The organism is Plantactinospora sonchi (assembly GCF_036422035.1).
GTDB classification, from domain to species: Bacteria; Actinomycetota; Actinomycetes; order Mycobacteriales; family Micromonosporaceae; genus Plantactinospora; species Plantactinospora sonchi.
In genome coordinates, this window is sequence record NZ_JAZGQK010000002.1 from 62,431 (window position 1) to 82,537 (window position 20,107).

Sequence of the window (20,107 nt, forward strand, 5' to 3'; positions counted from 1 at the left end):
GAGGTCAGCCCTTCACGCCGCCGGCGAGCAGGCCGCGCACGAAGTAGCGCTGCAGGGACAGGAACACGATCAGCGGTACGACGATGGAGACGAACGCACCGGAGGTGAGGCGTTGCCACTCACTGGCCCGGGTGCCGGCCAGCTCGGCCAGCCGTACGGTCAGCGGAGCGACCTCCTTGCTGCCACCCGCGAAGATCAACGCCACCAGCAGGTCGTTCCAGACCCAGAGGAACTGGAAGATCGCGAAGGCGGCCAGGGCCGGCACGATCAGCGGCAGCACGATCGAGCGGAAGATCTTCGGATGGCTGGCACCGTCCACCCGGGCCGCCTCCATCAGGTCCTTCGGCAGCTGGGACACGAAGTTGTGCAGCAGGAAGACCGCGAACGGCAGGGCGAAACAGGTGTGCGCGAACCAGACCTGGACGAACTTCTCCTCGTTGCTGAGGTCCCAGGCTGGCAGCAGGGTGACGCCGCCCAGGTTGACGCCCTCGGAGAAGAAGCTGAGCAGTGGCACCAGCGCCATCTGCAGCGGCACGATCTGCAGCGCGAAGATGCCGATGTAGACCCAGTCCCGGCCCCGGAAGTTGATCCAGGCCAGCGCGTACGCGGCCAGTGCGGCGAAGGCCAGCGGGAAGAGCACCGACGGGATCGTGATCACCAGCGAGTTGACGAAGTAGCTGGCCAGCTGCCCGGACATCGCCGACCGGCCGAACAGCACCTCCTGGTAGTTGTCCAGGGTGAACGAGGGGTTGGTGAAGGCGGTCCACCACCCGGTGGTCTTGATCTCGTCCTCGGGGCGCAGCGAGGAGATGAACAGGCCGAAGGTCGGCAGGGTCCAGAGCACCGCGATGAGGACCGAGACGATCGTCGCGACCGGGGTGTTCAGCCGTTTGCGCACCCGGCCGGCGGCGCTGGCCGGTACGGAGGACGGGGTCGGGATGCCGACCGTGGCGGGAGGTGTCGTGGCGGTCATCTCAAACCTCCCGCTGCTTGCGCAGGTTGCGGATCTGGTAGATCACCAGTGGGATCACCAGGACGAAGAGGAACACCGCCAGGGCCGAGCCCTGGCCGGTCTGGCCGAACCGGAACGCCTGGTTGTACATCTCGTTCGCGATCACGCCGGTGTCGTAGTTGCCGTTGGTGGTGGTCCGGACGATGTCGAAGACCTTGAGCGTGGCGATCGAGACGGCGACCACCACGACGATCAGCGCGGGCCGGATGCTCGGCAGGGTGATCTTCCAGAACATCTGCCACGGGTTGACCCCGTCGAGCCGGGCCGCCTCGATGATGTCGGCCGGGATCGCCTTGATCGCCGCCGAGAGCACCACCATGGCCAGACCGGCCTGGATCCAGATCATGATCACGATCAGCAGGAACGTGTTGAGCGGCGGGTTCTGCAGCCACTGCTGGGGCTCGCCGCCGAACGTCACCCAGATCTGGTTGAGCAGACCGATCTGGTCGTACTCGCCGGAGCGGTAGGCGTAGACGAACCGCCAGATGATGCTGGCGCCGACGAACGAGATGGCCATCGGCATGAAGATCAGCGCTTTCGCCGCCGACTCGAAGCGGGCCCGGTCGACCAGCACCGCGTAGATGAGACCGATCGCGGTGGCCACCAGCGGTACCACGATCACCCAGATCAGGGTGTTGGTGAGCACCTGGAAGATCTCGTCCTGGGCGAACATCCAGGTGTAGTTGCGCAGCCCGACCCAGTTCCGCCTGCCGCCGTCCATGAAGGACAGCAGGACGGTGCGGATCGCCGGGACGATCAGCCCGACGGCGAGCAGCAGCAGGGTCGGCAGCAGGAAGAAGAGTCCGAGACCGCCCTCCCGGCGGTTGACCACCGAACGTCGACGTCGGGGCGGGGTGCCGGCCGCCTCGGCGGCGGCCGGTGGTGGGTCAGCCGCCGGTTCGCCGGTCGCGATCCCGCCCGGCGCGGTGTCCCCGGTGGCGGGCTCGCCGGTCGTGGCACCGCCGGGCACCCGGCTGTGGGCGGTCGAGGCCGCGAGGAGCGCCGCCTCACGGCGCCGGGCGAACCAGGACGGTACGACGTCGAGCAGCACCAGCAGGCCACCGACCACCACCGCGAAGGCGAGCAGGCCGTACAGCAGCATCAGCAGCTTCGGTGCCTCGTCGGCGAACTCCATCAGCGTCTCCAGCGGATCGGGTGCCTACGGCGGGGACAGGGGAGAACCGGGCGGTCCGGCCCGCTGCCGGACCGGACCGCCCCGGGTGTCACTGCGGCCAGGAGCCCTCGACGAAGTCCAGGGTGCTCTTGGTGTCCTTGCCGTTGATCCAGTCGATCATGCCCTTCCACAGGGTGCCGGAGCCGACCGCGGCCGGCATCAGGTCCGAGCCGTCGAACCGGAAGACCGCGGACTTGTCGAGCAGCACCTCCATGGAGAGCTTGTCGACCGCCTGCTCGACCTTGCTCACGTCGAGCTTGTTGTTCGGCGTGATCCAGTTGCCGAGCGCGGCACGGGAGTTGGCGTACTCACCGGAAGCCAGGTAGCGGCGAACCGCCTGCACGGCCGGCCCGTCGGTGAACGCGACGGTGAACTCGCCACCGCCGAGCACCGGCTTGCCCTTGGCCGGGTCGACGGCCGGGAAGTAGAACGCGTAGATGTCGCCGTCCGGGCCGATCTTGGTGCCCTCCGGCAGGTAGTTGGCGTAGAAGTTCGCCTGCCGGTGCATCCAGCACTGGCCCTGCAGGATCGGCAGGCCGCCCTCCTGGAACGAGGTGGAGGTCAGGCTCTTCACGTCGCCGTAGCCGCCGTTGACGTACTTCGGGTTCTTGAGGATCGAGCCGGCCTGGTCCACCGCCGTCACGACACGCGGGTCGTTGAACGGGATGCCGTGCGTGGTCCACTGGTCGTAGACCTCCGGCGACTGCGTACGCAGCATCAGGTCCTCGATCCAGTCGGTGGCCGGCCAGCCGGTGGCCTCACCCGACTCCAGCCCGACGCACCACGGCTTCTGGTCGTCGCCGGCGATCTGGTCACTGATCGAGATCATTTCCGCCCACGTGGTCGGGACCTTGTAGCCCTTCTCCGCGAACGCCTTCGGCGAGTACCAGACGAACGACTTCACGTTGGCGCCGAGCGGGGTGCCGTACGCCTGTCCGCCGACCGTGGCGTACTTGAGCCAGTCGGCCGGGTAGTTGGCGTCGGCGATGGTCTTCAGGTCAGCGGGCATCGGCTTCAGCTTGCCGGCCTCGGCGAACCGGGCGAGCAGGCCGGGCTGCGGGATGAAGGCGATGTCCGGCGGGTTGCCGCCGTCGGCCTTGACCTGGAGCTGGGCCTCGAACTCGCCGCTGCCCTCGTAATTGATCTCGATGCCGGTGCAGTCCTCGAACTGCTTCCACGACTGCTGGAGCAGGTCGGCCTCGGCGTCCCGGATCGAGGCGTAGATCGACACCTCGCCCTCGTTGCCCTGGTAGTTCGCGTACGGGGCACATTCCGGGGAATCCGGGTCGAGCCCGCTCTCGCTGTCGCCGGAACAGGCGCCTACGCCGATGGCCAGAGCCAGCACACCGGCGATCGCGAGGGCCTGGCGTGGTCTTCTGGACTGGACCGCCATGTAGTCCTCCTTTCGGGCCGGCATGCCGGGAGCCTCGGCCCCCGTGCCGGACTGTGGGCGTCACCACATGTAAGCGCTTGCACTCACGGGCGTCCAGCCCCACCGAGGCACGACGGCGTAACGATTCGGAAACCTGCTCATTGCCTGCGGTTCCGTCGGCGCGACGGACAGTGACTCCACTGTGGCCGCCGGGCGGCCGTCGACCCGGCCGGGGCACTCGGGAACGGGTGTCCCGGACCAGTCGGAAGTTTGGATCCATGCGCCAGGATCGGGAACCCGCCGCCGGGTGTGGTCATAGAGGGGGTATGAGCGAGATCGCGGACATGGCCACGGCCAGCGATGGCGAGCTGTGGCGGCGGGCCCAGGACGGCGAGCCGGAGTGCTTCGGCGTCCTGTTCGATCGTCACGGTGAGGCGGTGCGGGCCTACTGCGCCCGCCGTACCGGCAGTCTGGACGCCGCCGACGACCTGTTGTCCGTCGTCTTCCTGGAGGCCTGGCGGCGCCGGTCGGACATCGAGCTCGTCGACGGCCAGGCCCTGCCCTGGCTGTACGGCATCGCCCGGCGCACCCTGCAGAACCGCTGGCGGACCAGCCTGCGCCACCGCCGCGCGCTGGCCAGGCTGCCCCCGGTGACCATCGAACCCGACCATGCCGATGCCGTCGCCGGACGTGTCGACGACGAGCGGCACCTGGCACGGCTGCGTGCTGCCTTCGCGGGGTTACGACCGGCGGAGCAGGACGTGCTCACCCTCTGCGTATGGCAGCGGTTGGACTACTCCGCCGCCGCCGTCGCCCTGGGCGTGCCGGTCGGCACGGTTCGCTCGCGCCTGTCCCGGGCCCGTGCCCGGTTGCAGGCGGCCGTCTCCCAACCGGTCGAGGCGGCCTCCGGTCGTCGGCCGGCCCCGTCAATCTCCACGCCCGCAAGGGAGCTGTGATGACCTCCACCCTCACGCCCATGGATCCCCGGCGACGAGACGCCCTGCGCGCGCTGCTCGTGGAGCAGGCCGGCACCAGCCGGCGGCAGCCCGTGGCGCCGCACGAGCCGCGGCCCCAGCCGTGGCGGCGTCCGGTCGTGCGTCGGGCAGCCTTCGGGACGGCTGCCGCGGCGGCTGTCGCGGTCACCGTCGCCGTCATGGTCACCGCCGACCCGGCCGCGCCACCGAGCTACGCCAGCTGGACCGCCGTCCCGGCCACCGCGCCGGGCGGTACCGCCAGCGACGAGGACATCGAGACCTGGGCCTCGGCGTGCAGCGATCTGAAGGTCGGCGCGGTCGGCATCGAAGGCGTCGGCGCGCGCCGGTCGGACGCCGCCGGGCGCACGGCCCTGGTCGACCGCAGAGGCGACATCACCTACTGCGTCGACATCGCTCTCGGATCAGGCACATCCGCCGACCCCTTCATCGCCCTGTCCGGGATCCGCGCCGACGGGCTGAGCAGGATGTGGGTCAACACCACAGACGAAGCGGTCCAGCCACCGGCGGCGGGTGAGGTCATCGTCGCCGGAGGCGACGAACTTCCACTGTCCGAGGGGGAGACGGGCAGCCACTCCCTGCAGGCCTACCAGCTGTACGGGATGGCCGGCCCCGACGTCACCGGTGTGACCATCGTGCTCGGCAACGAACTGCGGATCACGGCCACCGTCCAGGGCGGCATCTGGGGCGCCTGGTGGCCCGCGGAACGTGGGGAGCCCACCGCCAGCCGCGTCGACATCGACACCGCGACCGGCACCCGCACCCTGCCCACCGAATCCCTGCGCATGGGCTGAACACCCGACTGCGCCGAATTGCGCCTCGGCAGTCGATCGGGTGCTTCTGTCTATTCGACGTTCTCGCGTGGGGACGGACCGCTCCAGAGAATGGCGGCCGTCCCCTCCGCGAGGCATTCTTCGTAGATTTCGACCCTGTAGTGGGATCGTCCACCCGCCGCCCATATTGGCAGTCGTCCGACCGTCCATCTCCTTGAGAGGCGCAGTCGTATGGCTCCGCCGACTATTCTCCCGGCAGTTGGCAGGAGTTGCGGAGGTCGATGCGCCAGTCGTTGCTGCGCAGCAGAGAGCCGCTGCCCGGTGGGTACTCGAAATCGCAGGGGCCGAGCAGGGTGAAGCCGAGGCGGCGGCAGAGGGCGTTGGAGGGGGCGTTCTCGACCGAGGGAAACGCGTGCAGGCTGTGCGGTGCGTCGGCGCGGCGCGCAGCCTCCCGGACGATGGTGATCAGCGCGGTACCGGCCGCGGCGGCGATGCCCCGGCCCTGGAAGGGCGGCAGGACGTTCCAGCCGGTCTCGTAGATCTGCTGACCCCGCCAGTCACGCTGGTGGTAGGCGATGCTGCCGACCATCTCGTCGTCGAGCAGTACGGCGAACATGCGGCCTCGGCCGGTCGCCGGCATGGCGAGGTACCGGCGGTGCCGCGCGATCAGCTTCTCCTCCGACTCCGGGCCACCGACGTGTCGACGCATCTGCGGGGTGTTGATCCGGCGCAGGAGGTCGAGCGCCGATTCCGACCAGGGTTCGAGGCGTACGTCCATGCCGCACAGCCTGACAGGCTTCCGGGTCGTCAGTCGCCGGCCGAGGTGCGGGCGACCTCCGGACCGTCCAGGATGGCGGCGAAGCGCTGTTCGGCCAGGTCCAACTGGCCCAGGATGTGGGTCCGGGCCTCGGCGTCCAACGGGGTGTCCGGGCGGCCGACCAGGTCACGCATCAGCGGCACCAGCGGGCGGTACTTGCGGGCTGACCGGGGCACCTTGTCGCCGGTGGTGTGGATCACGCCGACCCCGTTGTCGGTGAAGTCGGAAATTTTGATCACCCGGGCCCAGGGCTCCCGTTCCAGGCTCTCGGCCAGGTGCGCGCGGTACTGCTCGTCACGGTCGCGGTCCGGGGCGTACTCGGGGTTGGTGACCGCGGCGACGAGTCGGGCGACCCGGGGGTTGAACCGCCGCGCCACCTCGGCCAGCGCCGCCTCGGTCGCGGTCTGGCGCGGCGTGTCGGCGGGCAGGCCGGCGAGTTCCGCCGGATGGTCCTCGACCGCGTCGTGCAGCAGTGCCGCGACGATCACGTCGACGTCGGTGACCCGGTAGTACACGATGATCCGGATCGCCACCCGGAGCAGGTGGTTGAGGTAGGGCTCCCGGACCCGCCGGTCGTCCCGGTGCAGATTCGCGGCCAGGTCCAGTGCCGCGCCCAGCCGGTCCCGCTGCGCCGGGTCGAAGCGCTCGACCTCCAGTCCGAACCGGTCGCGCAGGCCGGCTTCCCCGTACACCTCGGTGATGGCGTGCAGGGGCATGGATCTGAGGTACGTCGGCGAGGCCATGGCGTCCAGGTATACCGGATCGGCTCCGGGTCCGGTCGCCCGCACGCCGGAGGTCGCTCTTCCGTCCATTGAAGTTTTCTGCCACGATCCATGGAGACATGGAAAACTTTCTCCGTGGGAGGTCATGGATGCGTTCCCGCCTGTTCGCCCTCGTCGGCGCCGGTCTGCTGGTGGCCGCGACGGTGCTGGTGCCCGCCTCACCGGCGGCCGCGGCGCCGACGTTCAAGGTGCCCTTCCCCTGTAACCAGACCTGGTCCGGGCAGACGCGCAGCAATCACAGCCCGGCGTACGCGGTCGACTTCAACCGCACCGACGACCAGGGCGACCCGGTCGTGGCCAGCGCCCCCGGCACCGTCGACGTGGTCACCGACCTCGGCGGCACCAGCTACGGCAAGTACGTCCGGATCAACCACGGGGGCGGCTACACCACGTACTACGCCCACCTCAGCAGCTTCAACACCGCCGTCGGCCGCTCCGTCGGGTACGGCACCGTCATCGGGTACGTCGGCACCACCGGCGGCTCCACCGGCCCGCACCTGCACTACGAGCAGCGGCTCAACGGCTCGGACATCCAGGTCCGGTTCAACGGCGGCCTGGCGCTCTACTGGGGCACCCGGAACTACACCAGCGACAACGGCTGCTCGGGCGGCGGCGCCGGCACCGGCACGGTGAACACCTCGGGCACCGCGCTCACCGTCCGCTCCGGCCCGGGCACGGGCCACTCCTCGGTCGGCACCGTCGCCGACGGCACCCGGGTCACCATCCAGTGCCAGACCACCGGTACGACGGTGACCGGCACCTACGGCACCAGCAACATCTGGGACCGGATCGGCAGTGGCCGGTTCATCGCCGACGCGTACGTGCTCACCGGCTACGACGGCTTCATCCCGGGCGTACCCCGCTGCTGAGACGTACGACAGCCCGCCGAGGCGGGGGTGGGAAACGTGAACCGGGGTCGTCGGCCGGGGTCTTCAGGGGGAGGACGAAGACCCGGACCGGACGACCCCGGTTGGTTCTGAGGGTTGTTGATCGGAGGGATGTAGGTCAGTTCGATGGGCCGGCGCGGCACTGCGTCGGCCCCGGGCTAACCGCTGAAGACGCTGACCCCGAACGGCCCGACGAGCAGGCCGACGATGATCAGCACGATGCCCCAGAGGAGCTGCCGCCGGAACAGCGCCATGACGCCGGCGACCACCAGTACGACTGCGAGAATCCAGAGCAGTAATTCCATGCGTCAGGAACTACCCGAACCGCTGATCGCGGAAACCTTCCCGTTCGCGCCCGCAAAGGGCGCATGCAGGTGAAACACGCTGTACGCCTGCTTGATCACGGGGTGAGCCACGTTACGTACCCGCACCCCGCCCGGCGTGGTACCGCGCTCGCTGCCGGCGTGCGCGTGCCCGTGCAGGGCGAGCTCGGTCGGTGCCGAGTCGATCGCCTGCCCGAGCAGGTACGAGCCGAGGAACGGATAGATCTCCAGGGGCTCCCCGGCGAGGGTGTCCGGGACCGGCGCGTAGTGGGTCAGCGCCACCCGTACGTCGCAGTCCATCTCGCGCAGGGCCACCCCGAGCTGGTCGGCGACGCCCTGGGTGGTACGGATGAACGCCTTCATCTCCGGCTCGCCGAACTCGCTCGCGCAGCGCCCGGCGAACCCGCCGCCGAAGCCCTTCGCACCGGCGATCCCGAGCCGGGTCCCGCCGCACTCCAGCACCAGGTTCGTCCCCTCCAGTACGACGATCCCGGCATCCTCCAGCACCCGGATCACCGCCGGGACCTCGTCGCAGTGGTAGTCGTGGTTGCCGAGCACCGCGACCACCGGCACCCCGAGGTTGCCGAACTCCGTCGCCACGCACCGGGCCTCACGCTCGGTCCCGTGCCGGGTCAGGTCGCCGGCCAGCAGCAGCACGTCCGCGCTGTCCGGCAACTGTTCCAGGGCCGGCCGGAACCGACCGACCACGTCCTGGTCCATGTGTACGTCGCCGACCGCGGCGATCCGAATCACCATGTCGTCGCCTCCCTCACCGCAACTCCTCCACCTCGGTCGGCGCCTGGGTGCGGATCAGTCCGATGTCGACCGTGACGGGCAGCTGGGGAAAGTGCTCCAACACCAGTCGGAGGATCTCCTCACGCCGCTGGGCGCTCTCCACCTCGCCGCAGACCACCAGCGAGTGGTCGCGGCGGGTCACGGTCAGGCCCTGCTCGGCGACCTCGGTGTGCTCGGTGAGCAGCCGTTGGATCGCCGCCTCCAGATAGTCGTCGGGTGGCTCCTCGCCGCTGCCCGGTTGTCGGTTCACGCCACTACCTCCTCCTCTTCCCCGCCCCGCCGCTGACCCGCCGTACCGGCCGGTGTCGCGGCGACCGGTGCCCGGCCCTCGTCGACCGGGCTGTTGTACGTCACGACCTCCAGGCGGTCCAGCAGCACCAGGAAGGCCTCGGCGTAGGGGGAGTGCGCCGTCTCCTTGCGGACCCGGTCCCAGTCGATCTGCTCGCGCAGGGAACGGGCCAGTGGCAGCCCACGGGCGAAGTCGCAGTAGTGCTGAGAGAAGCTCAGCAACTTGTGCACCATCAGGTGGGTCGCGGAGAGCACCGGCATGTGGATGGCGTCCACCGGTCGTACCACGGTGTCCCGGAAGGTCTCGTCGGTCACCGGGGTCTCGATCGGCCGGTGGATCAGGTCCACCATCCGGTCGTTGTCCCAGACCTTGACGAGCCAGTCCTCCGGGGGCCGCTCGGCGGTGAACCCCGCCTCGACCAACGCCTCCAGGGCGCCCTCCACGTCCTGTTCCCGGATCAGGAAGTCGACGTCGTGGTCACTGGAGTGGCCGCCGTGCGCGTACACGGCGAAGCTGCCGCCGAGGGCGAACGGAATCTCGGACTGCTTCAGGACGGCGGCGACCCGTTTCAGGGTGGCAAGCAGGGTCTCGTCGCCGCTGTGCTCCATCTGTTCTCCCGGGTCGGTGAGTATGCGGGCAACTGGTCGGTGGGATGGAGATTTACCGTTACCCGGCATTCCGTTCGTTCACACCTGGGCCGGTACGGGAGGTCCCGGACCGGCTCTCATCCACCCCCGCGAACGCCTGCCGGAAACGCGGATCGCGCCGCCGGGTGCCGTCGCCGGGTACCGTGCTGAGGGTGGCCCGGACTCTGCAGGAGCGGCAAGGCGGGGGACGGCTGCGGACCGTGGCCCTGGTCGGGATCGACGGATCGGGTAAAACCACCCAGGCGCACCGTCTGGCGGACATCCTGACCGAGGCGGGTCTGCCGGCGACGTACTGGCAGAACGCCGGCGGGCGGCGCTGGCTCAGCCGGCTGGCCCGCAAGGTGGGCCGCCGGGACGCGCAGCGGCTGCTGGGCCGCGACGGGATGCTGCTCGCCGAGTCGGTGCTGCGCTGGCTGGCGATCGCGCGGGCGCTGGTCCGCTCCCGGCTCGGTTCGCAGATCGCGATGATGGACCGGTACGCCGTCTGCCAGTACGCCAGCATCCGGGCACACGGCGGCGGCCGGCGCTGGGAGGGACTGGCCCGGGTGCTGTACCGGATCTTCCCGCCGCCTGACGTCACGTTCCTGCTCGACGTCGAGCCGGGGGAGGCGTACCAGCGGATCGAGGCCCGGGGCACCGACCACGAGAGCATCGAGTACCTGGCCGCCGGGGTGGCCGCGTACCGCTCCCTGCCGGAGTACGCCGACTTTGTCGTGGTGGACGCCAACCGACCGCCGGACGAGGTGACCGCGGCGATCCTGGCCGGCCTGCGGGACTGGCTGCCGCCGGAACACGGCCCGTCCGGGGTGGGGCCGGCCCGATCCGGCCCGGCCGGCTCCGCCGCGGGATCGGGCCCGGGGCAGGTGGGACACGGCCCGGCCGGGTCCGGTCCGGTCCGGCCCGGTTCGTCGGCGCACGGTCCGCCGCCCGCACGGTCCACTTCGGCGGCACCCGGCGCGGGGCCCACCGGCGCTCCGCACGGGCGGGAGGAGCCGGACCGGGACGTCGCCGAGGATCTCTCCGGGCGCGAGGCTGCGTTCAGGCCCGCCCGTAGACCGGAATGGTCGCGCCACTCGTCGGCGCGGAATCGTCACTGGCCAGAAAACGAATCACCCCGGCGATCTCGGCCGGCGCCACCCAGCGGGAGTGGTCCGCGGTGGGCTGTGCCGCGCGGTTGGCCGGGGTATCGATGACGCTCGGTACCACCGTGTTGCAGCGGATGCCGGCCTGTCGGTACTCCACCGCCACCGCCGAGGCGAACGCGAGCACGGCGGCCTTCGCGGTCACGTAACCGGCGGCGCCGGGGAACGGGGCGAGCGCCGCCCGCGAGGAGACGCAGACGATCGCTCCGCCGCCGGCCTCGACCAGGTGCGGCAGCGCCTGCTGGGTGACCAGGTACGTCGGACGCAGGTTGAGGCTGATCATGTGCTCGAAGTCGTCGAGCGGGGTCTCGTGGATCCGGCCGGCGGCGGCGTACCCGCCGACCAGGTTGACCACCGCGCGCAGTGGCGCGGCCGGGTCGCCCGCGGCGACGGCGACCGCGCGGGCCACCTGGTCGGGGCGGGTGAGGTCCGCGACGACCCGGACCGGCGCGCCACCCACCGATTCCGGCCCGGCCTCCGCCGTCGTGCCGTTCGACCCCGTCAGACCGGCGCCCGGCGCCGTCGGTGGTTCGCGGTCGTCCGACCGCACCGGTACGACCACCCGCCAGCCGGTGGCCAGGAACGCGGCGGTGACGGCGCCGCCGAGGCCACCGGTGCTGCCGGTGACGAACACAGTGCGATCTACCATGGGCCCAACGGTATCGGCCCGGCCGGTGGCGGCCCGGTGGACCGGCCGTCGTGCGACCGGGTTCGTCGTCGGGCGTAACCTATCGATCGAGGACGATTCATCCGGATGGCGTTCGACCGGGCGGCTCGGCGGTCCGGGTACGACGAACGTGTCGCGCGATCGGCACGCTCGGCTGGACTGACCGGCCGCAATTTCCCACCGGTCGGGCGTACTTTCGCAGGTGTAGCGCGTCATGGTTGACGCTCCCGCCTTCATGAAAGTAAGTTTCATCCGTGGTGAAGACTGCGAAGGTTTCTGCGAGTCACGAGACGGGTGGGCTGATCGTGCACATCAGCGGCCTGCTCCCGTCCCTGTCGCCCGCCGAGCAGCGGGTCGCCAGACTCGTCGTGGCCGATCCCGCGGACGCCGCCCGTCGCACCATCACCGACCTCGCGACCGCCGCCGAAACCTCCGAGGCCACCGTCATCCGGTTCTGCCGATCGGTCGGCATGGAGGGCTACCCACAGCTGCGGATCCGGCTCGCCGCCGAGGCCGCCCGCCGGGTCGAACCGCCGGACGCCCGGGTCGTCGGCGGTGACATCCCGCCCGGCGCCGACCTGGCGCAGATCATCGCGACCATCGCGTTCAGCGACGCGCGGGCCGTGGAGGAGACCGCCGAGCAACTCGACCCGGCCGTCTGCGAGCAGGTGGTCGAGGCGATCAACAACGCCGGCCGGATCGAGATCTACGGCGCCGGGGCGAGCGGCTTCGTCGCCTCCGACTTCCAGCAGAAACTGCACCGGATCGGCCGCACCGCCTTCTACTTTCCGGACGTGCACACCGCGCTCACCTCGGCCGCGCTGCTCGGCAAGGGCGACGTCGCGATGGGCATCTCGCACACCGGCACCACGCTGGACGCGGTCGAGGTGCTGGAGCAGGCCCGGGCGCGCGGCGCCACCACGGTCGCGCTGACCAACTTCCCCCGCTCGCCGATCACCGATGTCGCGGACTTCGTGCTCACCACGGCGGCCCGGGAGACGACGTACCGGTCCGGGGCGATGGCCAGCCGGCTCGCCCAGTTGACGGTCGTCGACTGCCTCTTCGTGGGCGTGGCGGCCCGCAACCGTGCCCGGGCCAGGAAGGCGCTCGAGGTCACCGCGGAGGCCGTGCAACCGCACCGGGTCAATCGGCGGCGGTCCTGAGGCTCGGTGCGGCGGATGCGAGCGAAGCGGGGCGATGGCATGGGCAAGGGACTCGGCGGAGGCCGACGCGCGGGAGGGCGGACATGACGACCGGACGGGTCGAGCCCGGCGCGCCACCCGCGACCCCGCGTCCGGAATCTGACGCGGGGTCGTCCTACCCGGGGCCGGGCGGACGTGCCGTGGCACGGGTCTCCGCACCGACCGAGCGACGCAACCCGCGCAGCACGGATCTCGACCTGATGTCCACCCGGGACGTGCTCAGGGTGATCAACGAGGACGACCGGCGGGTTCCGGCGGCCGTCGCGAACGTCCTGGACGAGCTGGTCGTCGCGGTCGACCTCGCGGTGACGGCGTTGCGTGCCGGACGGCGGGTGCACTACTTCGGCGCCGGGACCTCGGGACGGCTCGGTCTGCTCGACGCCGCCGAACTGGCACCGACCTTCAACGCCCCGGACCGGTGGTTCTGCGCCCACCTGGCCGGTGGACCGGGCGCGATGCTGCGGGCCGTGGAGGACGCCGAGGACGACGAGGTCGGCGGCGAGGCCGAGGCCCGGGACTGTGTCCGACCCGGTGACCTGGTGGTCGGCCTGGCCGCGAGTGGACGTACCCCGTACGTCCTGGGCGCCCTGCGGAGTGCGACCGGAATGGGCGCCGACACGGTCCTGCTCTGCGCCGATCCGCATGCGGCCGCGGCGCGTACGGTGACCGTCTTCATCGGGGTCGACACCGGACCGGAGGTGGTGACCGGTTCGACCCGGATGAAGGCCGCGACCGCCCAGAAACTCGTCCTGAACGCGTTCTCCACCGCCGCGATGGTCCGACTGGGCCGGGTCTACTCCAACCTCATGATCGACATGGTGGCCACCAACGCCAAGTTGCGGGGCCGGATGATCTCCATCCTGATGGAGGCGACCGGCTGTCCCGAGGAGGTCGCCCAGCGGGCGCTGACCGAGGCCGACGGTGACCTGAAGGCCGCACTGGTGGCAATGCTCTCCGGAGCGGCCATCGCGGACGCCCGGGCCGCCCTCGACCGGTCGGCCAACCAGGTCCGGGGAGCTCTCGCCCTGCTCGCCGGCTGAGTTCCCCGGGGAACCGTCGGCGTCGACGGTCGTCGGTGTCCCGTCCGGGCCTCCGGTGTCCCGTCGCGCGCCCCGGGTGACGGTCCGGCGCCGTCGGACAACCGACCCGGGACTGGATCGGGGCTGCGGATTGTTGCCCGGGCGGAGGGGTAATCCTGGTGCGGCGGGGTGAACCGACCAGCCGTGCCGTACGTGTATCGAAGCGTGACGAGAATCGCAGCAACCTGGTGACCTGGATCGCTGTGTGTCGTTGTGTGGCGATGGTGCGATACCTGGGCGCGAGTCGACGCAAGCCCCGTAGCTGTGGCGTTGCCGGTTCCGACTCACCCGATCGGGACGACTGACAGCAAACGTCGATCGTGCTTTCAGCAACTACTCAGGCATTCGTGACACTTTCGACTCACGAGTTGGAATCCCCAACGCGTCTCAACTGTTGTGTAGGTGTCAGCACCGCGGGGCACAGCGGAAGTTACGGGGGAGGGGCTGATGAACGTGGGGACGGCAGGAGCAGGAGCCCGGGCGTCCACCGGGAAGAACGACGAGGGGACCGTGGGGAACGTGGAGAAGAAGATCGTGATGCGGACCGACGAGGTTGCCGAGGAGCGCGACCTGGTTGGCGTGTACCTGCACGAGATCTCCCGCACACCGCTGCTCGACGCCGCCGCCGAGGTCGACCTCTCCAAGGCCATCGAGGCCGGCCTTTACGCTGAGCACCTGCTCGACGAGGACCGGGTCCCCGAGGGTGTCAGCCACGCGGAACTCCGGCGGCTCGTGGCCGAGGGAGAGCGTGCGAAAGACCTGTTCATCCGCGCCAATCTCCGGCTGGTCGTGTCGATCGCCCGCCGGTACGTCCGTTCCGGCATGCCGATGCTCGACCTGATCCAGGAGGGCAACACCGGTCTGGTCCGGGCGGTCGAGAAGTTCGACTACGAGCGGGGTTACAAGTTCTCGACGTACGCCACCTGGTGGATCCGTCAGGCGATCAGCCGGGCCATCGCCCAGCAGGAGCGGACCGTACGGCTGCCGGTGCACCTGGTCGAGGACGTCAACCGGATGCGCAACGTGGCCCGGCAGCTGACCCGTGAGCTCGGCTCCGACCCGGAGCCGGAGCAGATCGCGGCCGCCCTGGGCGTGCCGGTGGAGCGGGTCCACGAGCTGGTCCGCTGGTCGCAGGACACGGTCTCGCTGGACACCCCGGTCGGGGACGACGGCGACACCAACCTCGGCGACCTGGTCGCGGACAGCGACGCCCCGTCGCCGGAGGAGATCGTGCTGACCGGGCTGGAGCGGCAGCGGATCGAGGGGCTGCTCAACCACCTCGACGACCGGTCGGCCGGCATCATGCGGGCCCGGTACGGCCTGGAGGACGGCCGGGAGCACTCGCTGACCGAGGTCGCCTCGCGGTTCTCGCTCTCCCGGGAACGGATCCGGCAGCTGGAGATCCAGGCGCTGGGTCGGCTGCGTGAGCTGGCCCGGGCCGAGGGACTGGCGGCGGCCTGACGAACGACGGTCGGGCCCGTGCCGGGGCCTGACGAACGACGATGAGGGTTCGCCGCCCCGGACAGGGGCGACGAACCGGAGCTTGACCGGTGGTGGGGGGGGGGCGCTGCCCGCCCCCCGCCCCCCCCCCCCCCCCCCCGCGGCGGGGGGGGGGCCCCCCCCGGGGGGGGGGCGGGGGGGGGGGGGCCCCCCCCCCCCCCCCCCCCCCCACGCCCGTCTCCGGCCTGCGGCTGGGCCGTCCCCGATCCGCGGCTGGGCCGTCTCCGGCCCCGGCTAGGCCAGGACCGGAACGAGGACGATCAGCGCGGTGATGACGAGAATCCCGGCCAGCACCAGATAGCTGCGGGGGTTGCCGAAGTTGAAGGTCCAGCCGAGGCCGACCCGCTTCTGCACCAGGATCGCCGGGTCCTCGCGGTTGACGTAGCAGAGACCGACGAACCGCCAGTACCGGTCGTCATCGAAGTGTGCGGCATCCGGCCGCTCCGTACCCTGCTCGTCGGCGAGGATGCGGCTGCCGCCCTGGCCGGTGCGCACCCCCACGATGATCAGGTAGGCGGTGCTGAGCAGACAGACCAGCATCAGGCCGGTCATCGCCGCGACACCGGGCGTCCGTCCCTGCCAGATCGGGACGAAGGCGAACAGCATGGCGGCGTTCATGCCGGCGGTGAAGAGCAGCAGGGCCCGGCCGATCCGCTGGAGGAAGAGCCGGTGCTGGGCCGCCGAGCGGACCGGAGCGGAGGGTTCCAGGTCGGCCCGGGACCGGTAGGACCAGGCGAGCAGCCCGATGACGAGGGCGGTGGTGAACAGGCCGATTGTCACCGGCAGGCCGACCACCCAGGGGGACTTGGGCTGCCACGCGTGGACCTCCAGGCCGGTGGTACGCATGGGTATCCGCGCCGGCATGTCGGGGTAGAGCACGATCCCGACGGCCAGGGTGCCGAGCAGGGTCAGCAGTGCGGGCAGCGTCCAGGCCCAGGGGAACCGCTCCGACCGGGTACGCAGCGAGGTGTCCACCGCGACCCGCTGGGCGAGGCCGCCGTACCAGTCGTCGGTCGTCTTGACCCGCAGGATCGCCCGCCGCGCCCGCAGATAGAAGAGGGCGACCAGAAGCAGCAGGGCGACCGTCGGCGCGCTGCCGATCAGCGCCAGGGTCTCCTCCTCGGCGGTGCTGAAGACGGTGCCGAGGGTGATGGTGGCGATCAGCGCGAGCAGCCCGGCCCCCGCGACCCGGGTCCGGAACGCGCGGACCTGCTCGGCGATGGCGTCGTCACCGGCCCGTTGGACGGGTACCCGCACCCCGAAGGGCAGGGTGGGGCGCTGCACGGACGGCATCGTCCAGGCGGAACCGGCGACCAGGAACAGGGCCGTGAGCGGCCCGATGAACGTCGCGGTCATCGCTCGTCTCCCTTTCTGGTGGGGCCCGTCGACACCCGGTCCGGGCCGCTGTCGAACCCGTCGAGCACCGAGCGGCAGAGTTCGAGAAGCTCCTCCCGGCCCAGCCCGTGGGCGGTGGCCTCGGCGAGCAGGGTGGTGGCCCGGGCGGTCCACTCCGGGACGAATCCGGGCGTCGGCGGTCCGGAGTCGCCGTCCCGGAGCACGACCGCGCCGGACTTGCGGTTGATCCGGAGCAGGCCCTGCTGGCGGAGCAGGTCGTAGGCCTTGTTGACGGTGTGGAAGTTGATGCCGAAGTCGGTGGCCAGCGCGCGGGTGGAGGGCAGGGGGTCCCCGGCCCGGAGCGCCCCGGTAGCGATCGCCTCGACCACCCGGTCCCGGAGTTGCTGGTAGATCGGGACCTCGCTGTGCGGGTCCACTTCGATGATCACGTTGCCCCCGTCCTCGCTCTGTTCCATAAGTTATAGAACAGAGCGGCATGAGTTGACAAGATGTTGTGGTCCTCTGCTATACAACTTATAGAACAGATAGCCGAGGGTCGACGGCGTGGGACGTCGTCGACCCCGACCGACAGGACGGTGGGCTGATGGCGACGATCGTGGTCGGCAACGAGGAAGTGATCTTCGACTTCACGGGCATGGAGCGGCTCTGGCTCGGCCGGCGGAGGTTGCGGGTGCCGCTGCGTGCCGTCCGGCAGGTGGAGTACGTCGACCACCCGCTGCGCCTGGCCCGTGGCCCGCGTCGGGGCCTCACGGTCGCCGGCCACACGAAGATCGGTGTGTGGGGCCTGTTCGGTCGTTCCCGCCAGCTGGTGCACGCCCGGCGCGGCGTACCCGGCCTGCGGCTGCGGATCGACCGGACCGACGTCGACGGCAGGTTCGACGAGGTGCTCGTCTCCACCCCGGAGGCGGTCGGGCTGGCCCGGGCCATCACCCGGCGCACCACACCCGGAGCGCGGGCATGAGCGCCGACCACCTGGCCGTGGAGGTGTCCCGGCTGACCAAACGGTTCGGGGCGGTCACCGCCGTACAGGACCTCAGTTTCACCGTCCGCCCGGGCGCCGTCACCGGCTTCCTCGGCCCGAACGGGGCGGGCAAGACCACCACCATGCGGGCCATCCTCGACCTGGTCACACCCACCTCGGGCGGCGCGACTATCGGCGGCCGCCGGTACCGTGACCTGCCCCGGCCCTCCGCCACGGTCGGCGCGGTCTTCGCCGACTCGGCGTTCCACCCCGGCCACACCGCCCGGGCCCACCTGCGCACGTACGCGGCGATGGGCGGCTATCCCGACCGCCGGGTCGACGAACTGCTCCGGCTGCTCGGGCTGACCGAAGCGGCGGACCGCCGTACCGGCGGATTCTCCACCGGAATGCGGCAGCGCCTCAGTCTGGCCACCGCCCTGCTCGGCGACCCCGGCGTACTGCTGCTCGACGAACCGGGCAACGGCCTCGACCCGGAGGGCACCGCCTGGCTGCGCGGCTTCCTCCGTGGGCTGGCCCGGGAGGGGCGCACCGTCCTCGTCTCCAGCCACCTGCTGAGCGAGGTCGAACAGTTGGTCGACGACGTGGTGCTGATCCGACGCGGCCGCAAGGTGACCGCCGGCCCGCTCGCCGAACTCGTCGGCGGGCACCAGAGCCTCGAACAACTCTTCCTGAAGTTGACCGTCGAGGGGTCGACCTGGTCGACCACCGGAGGGGAAGCATGATGATCCGCCTGATCGACGCCGAGTTCCGCCGACTCCTCGCCACCCGGCTCTGGGCGGTGGCGCTGGTGGTCGCCGTCCTCACCGGGGGTGTGCTGGTCGGGCTGCTGACCCTGCTCGGCCCGGAGAACCTCGACCAGCCGATGCCCGGCCTCGACACCGCTGCCGGGGTCCAGGGGGTGGTCGGTCTGATCGGTTACACCGTGTTCGTTCCGGTGGTACTCGGTACGCTCGCCGTCACCTCGGAATACCGGCACCGGACCATCGACGTGACCTTCCTGTTCGCACCCCGGCGTTGGCGGGTGCTGCTGGCAAAGCTCGTCGCGTACACCGGCTACGGCCTGGCGTACGGGCTGACGCTCACCGCCACCGGCGCGGCCGTCCTCCTCACCGGGGCGGCGGCCCGGGACCTCACCCTGGGGCTGCCCACCGGGACGGTCCTGGAACTGTTCGGCAGGCTGGCGCTCACCCTGGCGGTGCACATGCTGATCGGAGTCGGGATCGGCGCGCTGCTCCGTAACCAGGCCGCGGCGCTCGCGGCGGTGCTCGGCTACTTCTACCTGCTCGAACCGCTGCTGGTACTGGTCCCGGGGGCGGGTTGGTTCTACCCGTTCCTGCCCGCCGGGGCGACCGCCGCGCTCACCGGGTTCAGCTACGTGCTCGACGCCGCCGCCGTGGAACTCGGCGACACACCGGTCCGACTGATGTCACCGCTGCTCGGTGGAGTGCTGCTCGCCGGGTACGCGACCGTCGCGGCGCTGCTCGCCGTGGCGCTGCCGATGCGCCGGGACGTCACCTGACGTGGTCCACCGGGGCCCGTGCGTGGCGTGCGGGCCCCGGTTCCTCACCCCAGCCGGCCGATCAGGTCGCCGATCGCCGCCTCGGGCTGGGTCTCGCAGAGTTGGTCGATCGCGGTCATCACCAGCGGGCTGTCGACCCCGGAGACGCCCTTGGCGAGCCCGATCTGCCGGATCGCCGCCACCCGCTCCTCGGGCGGCGCCTGTCGGTACTCCGTACAGGTCGACCGCGCGTTCAGCCCGCCGGCGTTGGTGAGGTTGTCGACGACGGAGCGGACGACGAGGAAGCCGACCGCGGCGAGTACGCCGAGGGCGGCCAGGGCGATCCAGACGCCCAGCCGACGAGGGCGGCGTTCCCGCGCCGGCCGGTCGGGACCGTTGCCGTCCCGGTCCGGGGCGGATCCTTCGGCTGCGCCCGGAGCCGACGTCTCCCCGTCCGAGGCGGATCGTCCCGCCGACCGGGGAGCCGGTGCCGCCCCGGCCGGGAGGGCGGCGACGGCGGCGGCGAGTGCGGTCGCGTACGCTGCGTCATCGGCAGCCGCGCTGGCCAGCAGGCGCCTGACCAGCGAGTCGTTCCGGGGATCCCGGGCCAGTTCGGTGAGGGCGTCCTGCTCGTCCATGGCGCGGAGCCGTTCCGCGACCAGGGCGTAGAGCTGGTGGATCGGGGTATCCCGGCGCCGTGTGCCGCCCGACGCGGCGAGTTCCGGCAGTCGCGGGGCGAGGCGCTCCAACACCACGGCGGCCAGCTCCCTGGCCTCGGACGGGGTCATCCCGGCAGGCTAGCCGGTGCCGAGGCTCAC

General features: G+C 71.0%; 22 protein-coding genes and 1 pseudogene. 10 read left to right on the forward strand and 13 right to left on the reverse strand.

Annotated elements, in window-relative coordinates; translation table 11 throughout:
- Positions 1-4 precede the first annotated feature (4 nt).
- The 3 genes from V1633_RS02445 to V1633_RS02455 all read right to left on the reverse strand — a co-directional run bounded on the left by V1633_RS02445 (position 5) and on the right by V1633_RS02455 (position 3,579).
- Positions 5-973: a carbohydrate ABC transporter permease gene (locus tag V1633_RS02445; protein ID WP_331212464.1), complete on the reverse strand. Its 969-nt coding sequence runs from the start codon at positions 971-973 to the stop codon at positions 5-7.
- Between the two features lies 1 nt (position 974).
- A complete protein-coding gene (locus tag V1633_RS02450) occupies positions 975-2,147 on the reverse strand; it encodes a carbohydrate ABC transporter permease (RefSeq protein WP_331212465.1) in 1,173 nt (390 codons plus the stop codon).
- A gap of 88 nt (positions 2,148-2,235) precedes the next feature.
- A complete protein-coding gene (locus tag V1633_RS02455) occupies positions 2,236-3,579 on the reverse strand; it encodes an ABC transporter substrate-binding protein (protein WP_331212652.1) in 1,344 nt (447 codons plus the stop codon).
- Between the two features lie 305 nt (positions 3,580-3,884).
- Between V1633_RS02455 and V1633_RS02460 the strand changes: the two genes are divergently transcribed.
- Both V1633_RS02460 and V1633_RS02465 read left to right on the forward strand, forming a co-directional pair.
- Positions 3,885-4,514 carry an RNA polymerase sigma factor gene (locus V1633_RS02460; protein WP_331212466.1) on the forward strand — a complete coding sequence of 210 codons (630 nt, stop codon included), beginning with the start codon at positions 3,885-3,887 and terminating at the stop codon, positions 4,512-4,514.
- The gene (locus tag V1633_RS02465; protein WP_331212467.1) at positions 4,514-5,344 is read left to right on the forward strand and encodes a hypothetical protein; all 831 of its coding nucleotides are present in this window, start codon (positions 4,514-4,516) and stop codon (positions 5,342-5,344) included. Before V1633_RS02460 ends, V1633_RS02465 begins: the two co-directional genes overlap by 1 nt.
- A gap of 223 nt (positions 5,345-5,567) precedes the next feature.
- Here the strand turns inward: V1633_RS02465 and V1633_RS02470 are convergent, their stop codons facing one another.
- Together V1633_RS02470 and V1633_RS02475 are read right to left on the reverse strand one after the other, a co-directional pair.
- Positions 5,568-6,101, reverse strand: coding sequence for a GNAT family N-acetyltransferase (locus V1633_RS02470; RefSeq protein ID WP_331212468.1), 534 nt, complete (start codon positions 6,099-6,101; stop codon positions 5,568-5,570).
- A gap of 29 nt (positions 6,102-6,130) precedes the next feature.
- Positions 6,131-6,883 carry an HD domain-containing protein gene (locus tag V1633_RS02475; RefSeq protein ID WP_331212653.1) on the reverse strand — a complete coding sequence of 251 codons (753 nt, stop codon included), beginning with the start codon at positions 6,881-6,883 and terminating at the stop codon, positions 6,131-6,133.
- 128 nt (positions 6,884-7,011) lie between these two features.
- Between V1633_RS02475 and V1633_RS02480 the strand changes: the two genes are divergently transcribed.
- Positions 7,012-7,791, forward strand: a complete 780-nt coding sequence (locus V1633_RS02480; protein ID WP_331212469.1) for a peptidoglycan DD-metalloendopeptidase family protein — start codon at positions 7,012-7,014, stop codon at positions 7,789-7,791.
- A gap of 176 nt (positions 7,792-7,967) precedes the next feature.
- Here V1633_RS02480 and V1633_RS02485 read toward each other — a convergent pair whose 3' ends face one another.
- From V1633_RS02485 to V1633_RS02500, 4 genes are read right to left on the reverse strand one after another with little or no spacing between them, the layout of a single operon-like run.
- The gene (locus V1633_RS02485) at positions 7,968-8,114 is read right to left on the reverse strand and encodes a GPGG-motif small membrane protein (RefSeq protein ID WP_331212470.1); all 147 of its coding nucleotides are present in this window, start codon (positions 8,112-8,114) and stop codon (positions 7,968-7,970) included.
- Positions 8,115-8,117: 3 nt separating this feature from the next.
- Complete coding sequence (locus V1633_RS02490) at positions 8,118-8,888, reverse strand: metallophosphoesterase family protein (protein ID WP_331212471.1); 771 nt, start codon at positions 8,886-8,888, stop codon at positions 8,118-8,120.
- 13 nt (positions 8,889-8,901) lie between these two features.
- Complete coding sequence (locus tag V1633_RS02495) at positions 8,902-9,177, reverse strand: hypothetical protein (RefSeq protein ID WP_331212472.1); 276 nt, start codon at positions 9,175-9,177, stop codon at positions 8,902-8,904.
- Positions 9,174-9,824: a nucleotidyltransferase family protein gene (locus V1633_RS02500; RefSeq protein ID WP_407951948.1), complete on the reverse strand. Its 651-nt coding sequence runs from the start codon at positions 9,822-9,824 to the stop codon at positions 9,174-9,176. Before V1633_RS02500 ends, V1633_RS02495 begins: the two co-directional genes overlap by 4 nt.
- Positions 9,825-10,015: 191 nt before the next feature.
- On the opposite strand from V1633_RS02500, the pseudogene V1633_RS02505 reads away from it, so the two are divergent.
- Positions 10,016-10,663, forward strand: a pseudogene (locus V1633_RS02505) (dTMP kinase); the annotation flags it as partial.
- Between the two features lie 238 nt (positions 10,664-10,901).
- Here V1633_RS02505 and V1633_RS02510 read toward each other — a convergent pair.
- Positions 10,902-11,654, reverse strand: coding sequence for an SDR family NAD(P)-dependent oxidoreductase (locus tag V1633_RS02510; RefSeq protein WP_331212473.1), 753 nt, complete (start codon positions 11,652-11,654; stop codon positions 10,902-10,904).
- Positions 11,655-11,926: 272 nt separating this feature from the next.
- Between V1633_RS02510 and V1633_RS02515 the strand changes: the two genes are divergently transcribed.
- The 3 genes from V1633_RS02515 (at position 11,927) to V1633_RS02525 (ending at position 15,414) form a co-directional block, all read left to right on the forward strand.
- Positions 11,927-12,835: a MurR/RpiR family transcriptional regulator gene (locus V1633_RS02515; RefSeq protein ID WP_331212475.1), complete on the forward strand. Its 909-nt coding sequence runs from the start codon at positions 11,927-11,929 to the stop codon at positions 12,833-12,835.
- A gap of 179 nt (positions 12,836-13,014) precedes the next feature.
- Positions 13,015-13,914, forward strand: coding sequence for an N-acetylmuramic acid 6-phosphate etherase (locus V1633_RS02520; RefSeq protein WP_331212476.1), 900 nt, complete (start codon positions 13,015-13,017; stop codon positions 13,912-13,914).
- A 549-nt stretch (positions 13,915-14,463) separates the two neighbouring features.
- A complete protein-coding gene (locus V1633_RS02525; RefSeq protein WP_331212655.1) occupies positions 14,464-15,414 on the forward strand; it encodes a sigma-70 family RNA polymerase sigma factor in 951 nt (316 codons plus the stop codon).
- Positions 15,415-15,687: 273 nt separating this feature from the next.
- On the opposite strand, the gene V1633_RS02530 is transcribed toward V1633_RS02525, so the two are convergent.
- Both V1633_RS02530 and V1633_RS02535 read right to left on the reverse strand, forming a co-directional pair.
- Positions 15,688-16,809, reverse strand: a complete 1,122-nt coding sequence (locus tag V1633_RS02530; protein ID WP_331212478.1) for a DUF1648 domain-containing protein — start codon at positions 16,807-16,809, stop codon at positions 15,688-15,690.
- Positions 16,806-17,264 (reverse strand): GntR family transcriptional regulator, encoded by a 459-nt coding sequence (locus V1633_RS02535; RefSeq protein ID WP_331212479.1) that lies wholly within the window; start codon positions 17,262-17,264, stop codon positions 16,806-16,808. Before V1633_RS02535 ends, V1633_RS02530 begins: the two co-directional genes overlap by 4 nt.
- A 128-nt stretch (positions 17,265-17,392) precedes the next feature.
- On the opposite strand from V1633_RS02535, the gene V1633_RS02540 reads away from it, so the two are divergent.
- From V1633_RS02540 to V1633_RS02550, 3 genes are read left to right on the forward strand one after another with little or no spacing between them, the layout of a single operon-like run.
- Positions 17,393-17,770: a hypothetical protein gene (locus V1633_RS02540; RefSeq protein WP_331212480.1), complete on the forward strand. Its 378-nt coding sequence runs from the start codon at positions 17,393-17,395 to the stop codon at positions 17,768-17,770.
- The gene (locus V1633_RS02545; RefSeq protein ID WP_331212481.1) at positions 17,767-18,513 is read left to right on the forward strand and encodes an ABC transporter ATP-binding protein; all 747 of its coding nucleotides are present in this window, start codon (positions 17,767-17,769) and stop codon (positions 18,511-18,513) included. Before V1633_RS02540 ends, V1633_RS02545 begins: the two co-directional genes overlap by 4 nt.
- The gene (locus V1633_RS02550; RefSeq protein WP_331212482.1) at positions 18,510-19,310 is read left to right on the forward strand and encodes an ABC transporter permease; all 801 of its coding nucleotides are present in this window, start codon (positions 18,510-18,512) and stop codon (positions 19,308-19,310) included. The genes V1633_RS02545 and V1633_RS02550 overlap by 4 nt, the downstream gene beginning before the upstream one ends.
- 44 nt (positions 19,311-19,354) lie before the next feature.
- On the opposite strand, the gene V1633_RS02555 is transcribed toward V1633_RS02550, so the two are convergent.
- Complete coding sequence (locus tag V1633_RS02555) at positions 19,355-20,077, reverse strand: hypothetical protein (RefSeq protein WP_331212483.1); 723 nt, start codon at positions 20,075-20,077, stop codon at positions 19,355-19,357.
- Between the last annotated feature and the right edge of the window lie 30 nt (positions 20,078-20,107).

What these genes read in the sequence shown, in the direction of transcription:
- V1633_RS02445 (WP_331212464.1), bottom strand. Translation starts at nt 973, where the DNA reads ATGACCGCCACGACACCTCCCGCCACGGTCGGCATCCCGACCCCGTCC.
- V1633_RS02450 (WP_331212465.1), bottom strand. Translation starts at nt 2,147, where the DNA reads ATGGAGTTCGCCGACGAGGCACCGAAGCTGCTGATGCTGCTGTACGGC.
- V1633_RS02455 (WP_331212652.1), bottom strand. Translation starts at nt 3,579, where the DNA reads ATGGCGGTCCAGTCCAGAAGACCACGCCAGGCCCTCGCGATCGCCGGT.
- V1633_RS02460 (WP_331212466.1), top strand. Translation starts at nt 3,885, where the DNA reads ATGAGCGAGATCGCGGACATGGCCACGGCCAGCGATGGCGAGCTGTGG.
- V1633_RS02465 (WP_331212467.1), top strand. Translation starts at nt 4,514, where the DNA reads ATGACCTCCACCCTCACGCCCATGGATCCCCGGCGACGAGACGCCCTG.
- V1633_RS02470 (WP_331212468.1), bottom strand. Translation starts at nt 6,101, where the DNA reads ATGGACGTACGCCTCGAACCCTGGTCGGAATCGGCGCTCGACCTCCTG.
- V1633_RS02475 (WP_331212653.1), bottom strand. Translation starts at nt 6,883, where the DNA reads ATGGCCTCGCCGACGTACCTCAGATCCATGCCCCTGCACGCCATCACC.
- V1633_RS02480 (WP_331212469.1), top strand. Translation starts at nt 7,012, where the DNA reads ATGCGTTCCCGCCTGTTCGCCCTCGTCGGCGCCGGTCTGCTGGTGGCC.
- V1633_RS02485 (WP_331212470.1), bottom strand. Translation starts at nt 8,114, where the DNA reads ATGGAATTACTGCTCTGGATTCTCGCAGTCGTACTGGTGGTCGCCGGC.
- V1633_RS02490 (WP_331212471.1), bottom strand. Translation starts at nt 8,888, where the DNA reads ATGGTGATTCGGATCGCCGCGGTCGGCGACGTACACATGGACCAGGAC.
- V1633_RS02500 (WP_407951948.1), bottom strand. Translation starts at nt 9,824, where the DNA reads ATGGAGCACAGCGGCGACGAGACCCTGCTTGCCACCCTGAAACGGGTC.
- V1633_RS02510 (WP_331212473.1), bottom strand. Translation starts at nt 11,654, where the DNA reads ATGGTAGATCGCACTGTGTTCGTCACCGGCAGCACCGGTGGCCTCGGC.
- V1633_RS02530 (WP_331212478.1), bottom strand. Translation starts at nt 16,809, where the DNA reads ATGACCGCGACGTTCATCGGGCCGCTCACGGCCCTGTTCCTGGTCGCC.
- V1633_RS02535 (WP_331212479.1), bottom strand. Translation starts at nt 17,264, where the DNA reads ATGGAACAGAGCGAGGACGGGGGCAACGTGATCATCGAAGTGGACCCG.
- V1633_RS02540 (WP_331212480.1), top strand. Translation starts at nt 17,393, where the DNA reads ATGGCGACGATCGTGGTCGGCAACGAGGAAGTGATCTTCGACTTCACG.
- V1633_RS02545 (WP_331212481.1), top strand. Translation starts at nt 17,767, where the DNA reads ATGAGCGCCGACCACCTGGCCGTGGAGGTGTCCCGGCTGACCAAACGG.
- V1633_RS02550 (WP_331212482.1), top strand. Translation starts at nt 18,510, where the DNA reads ATGATGATCCGCCTGATCGACGCCGAGTTCCGCCGACTCCTCGCCACC.
- V1633_RS02555 (WP_331212483.1), bottom strand. Translation starts at nt 20,077, where the DNA reads ATGACCCCGTCCGAGGCCAGGGAGCTGGCCGCCGTGGTGTTGGAGCGC.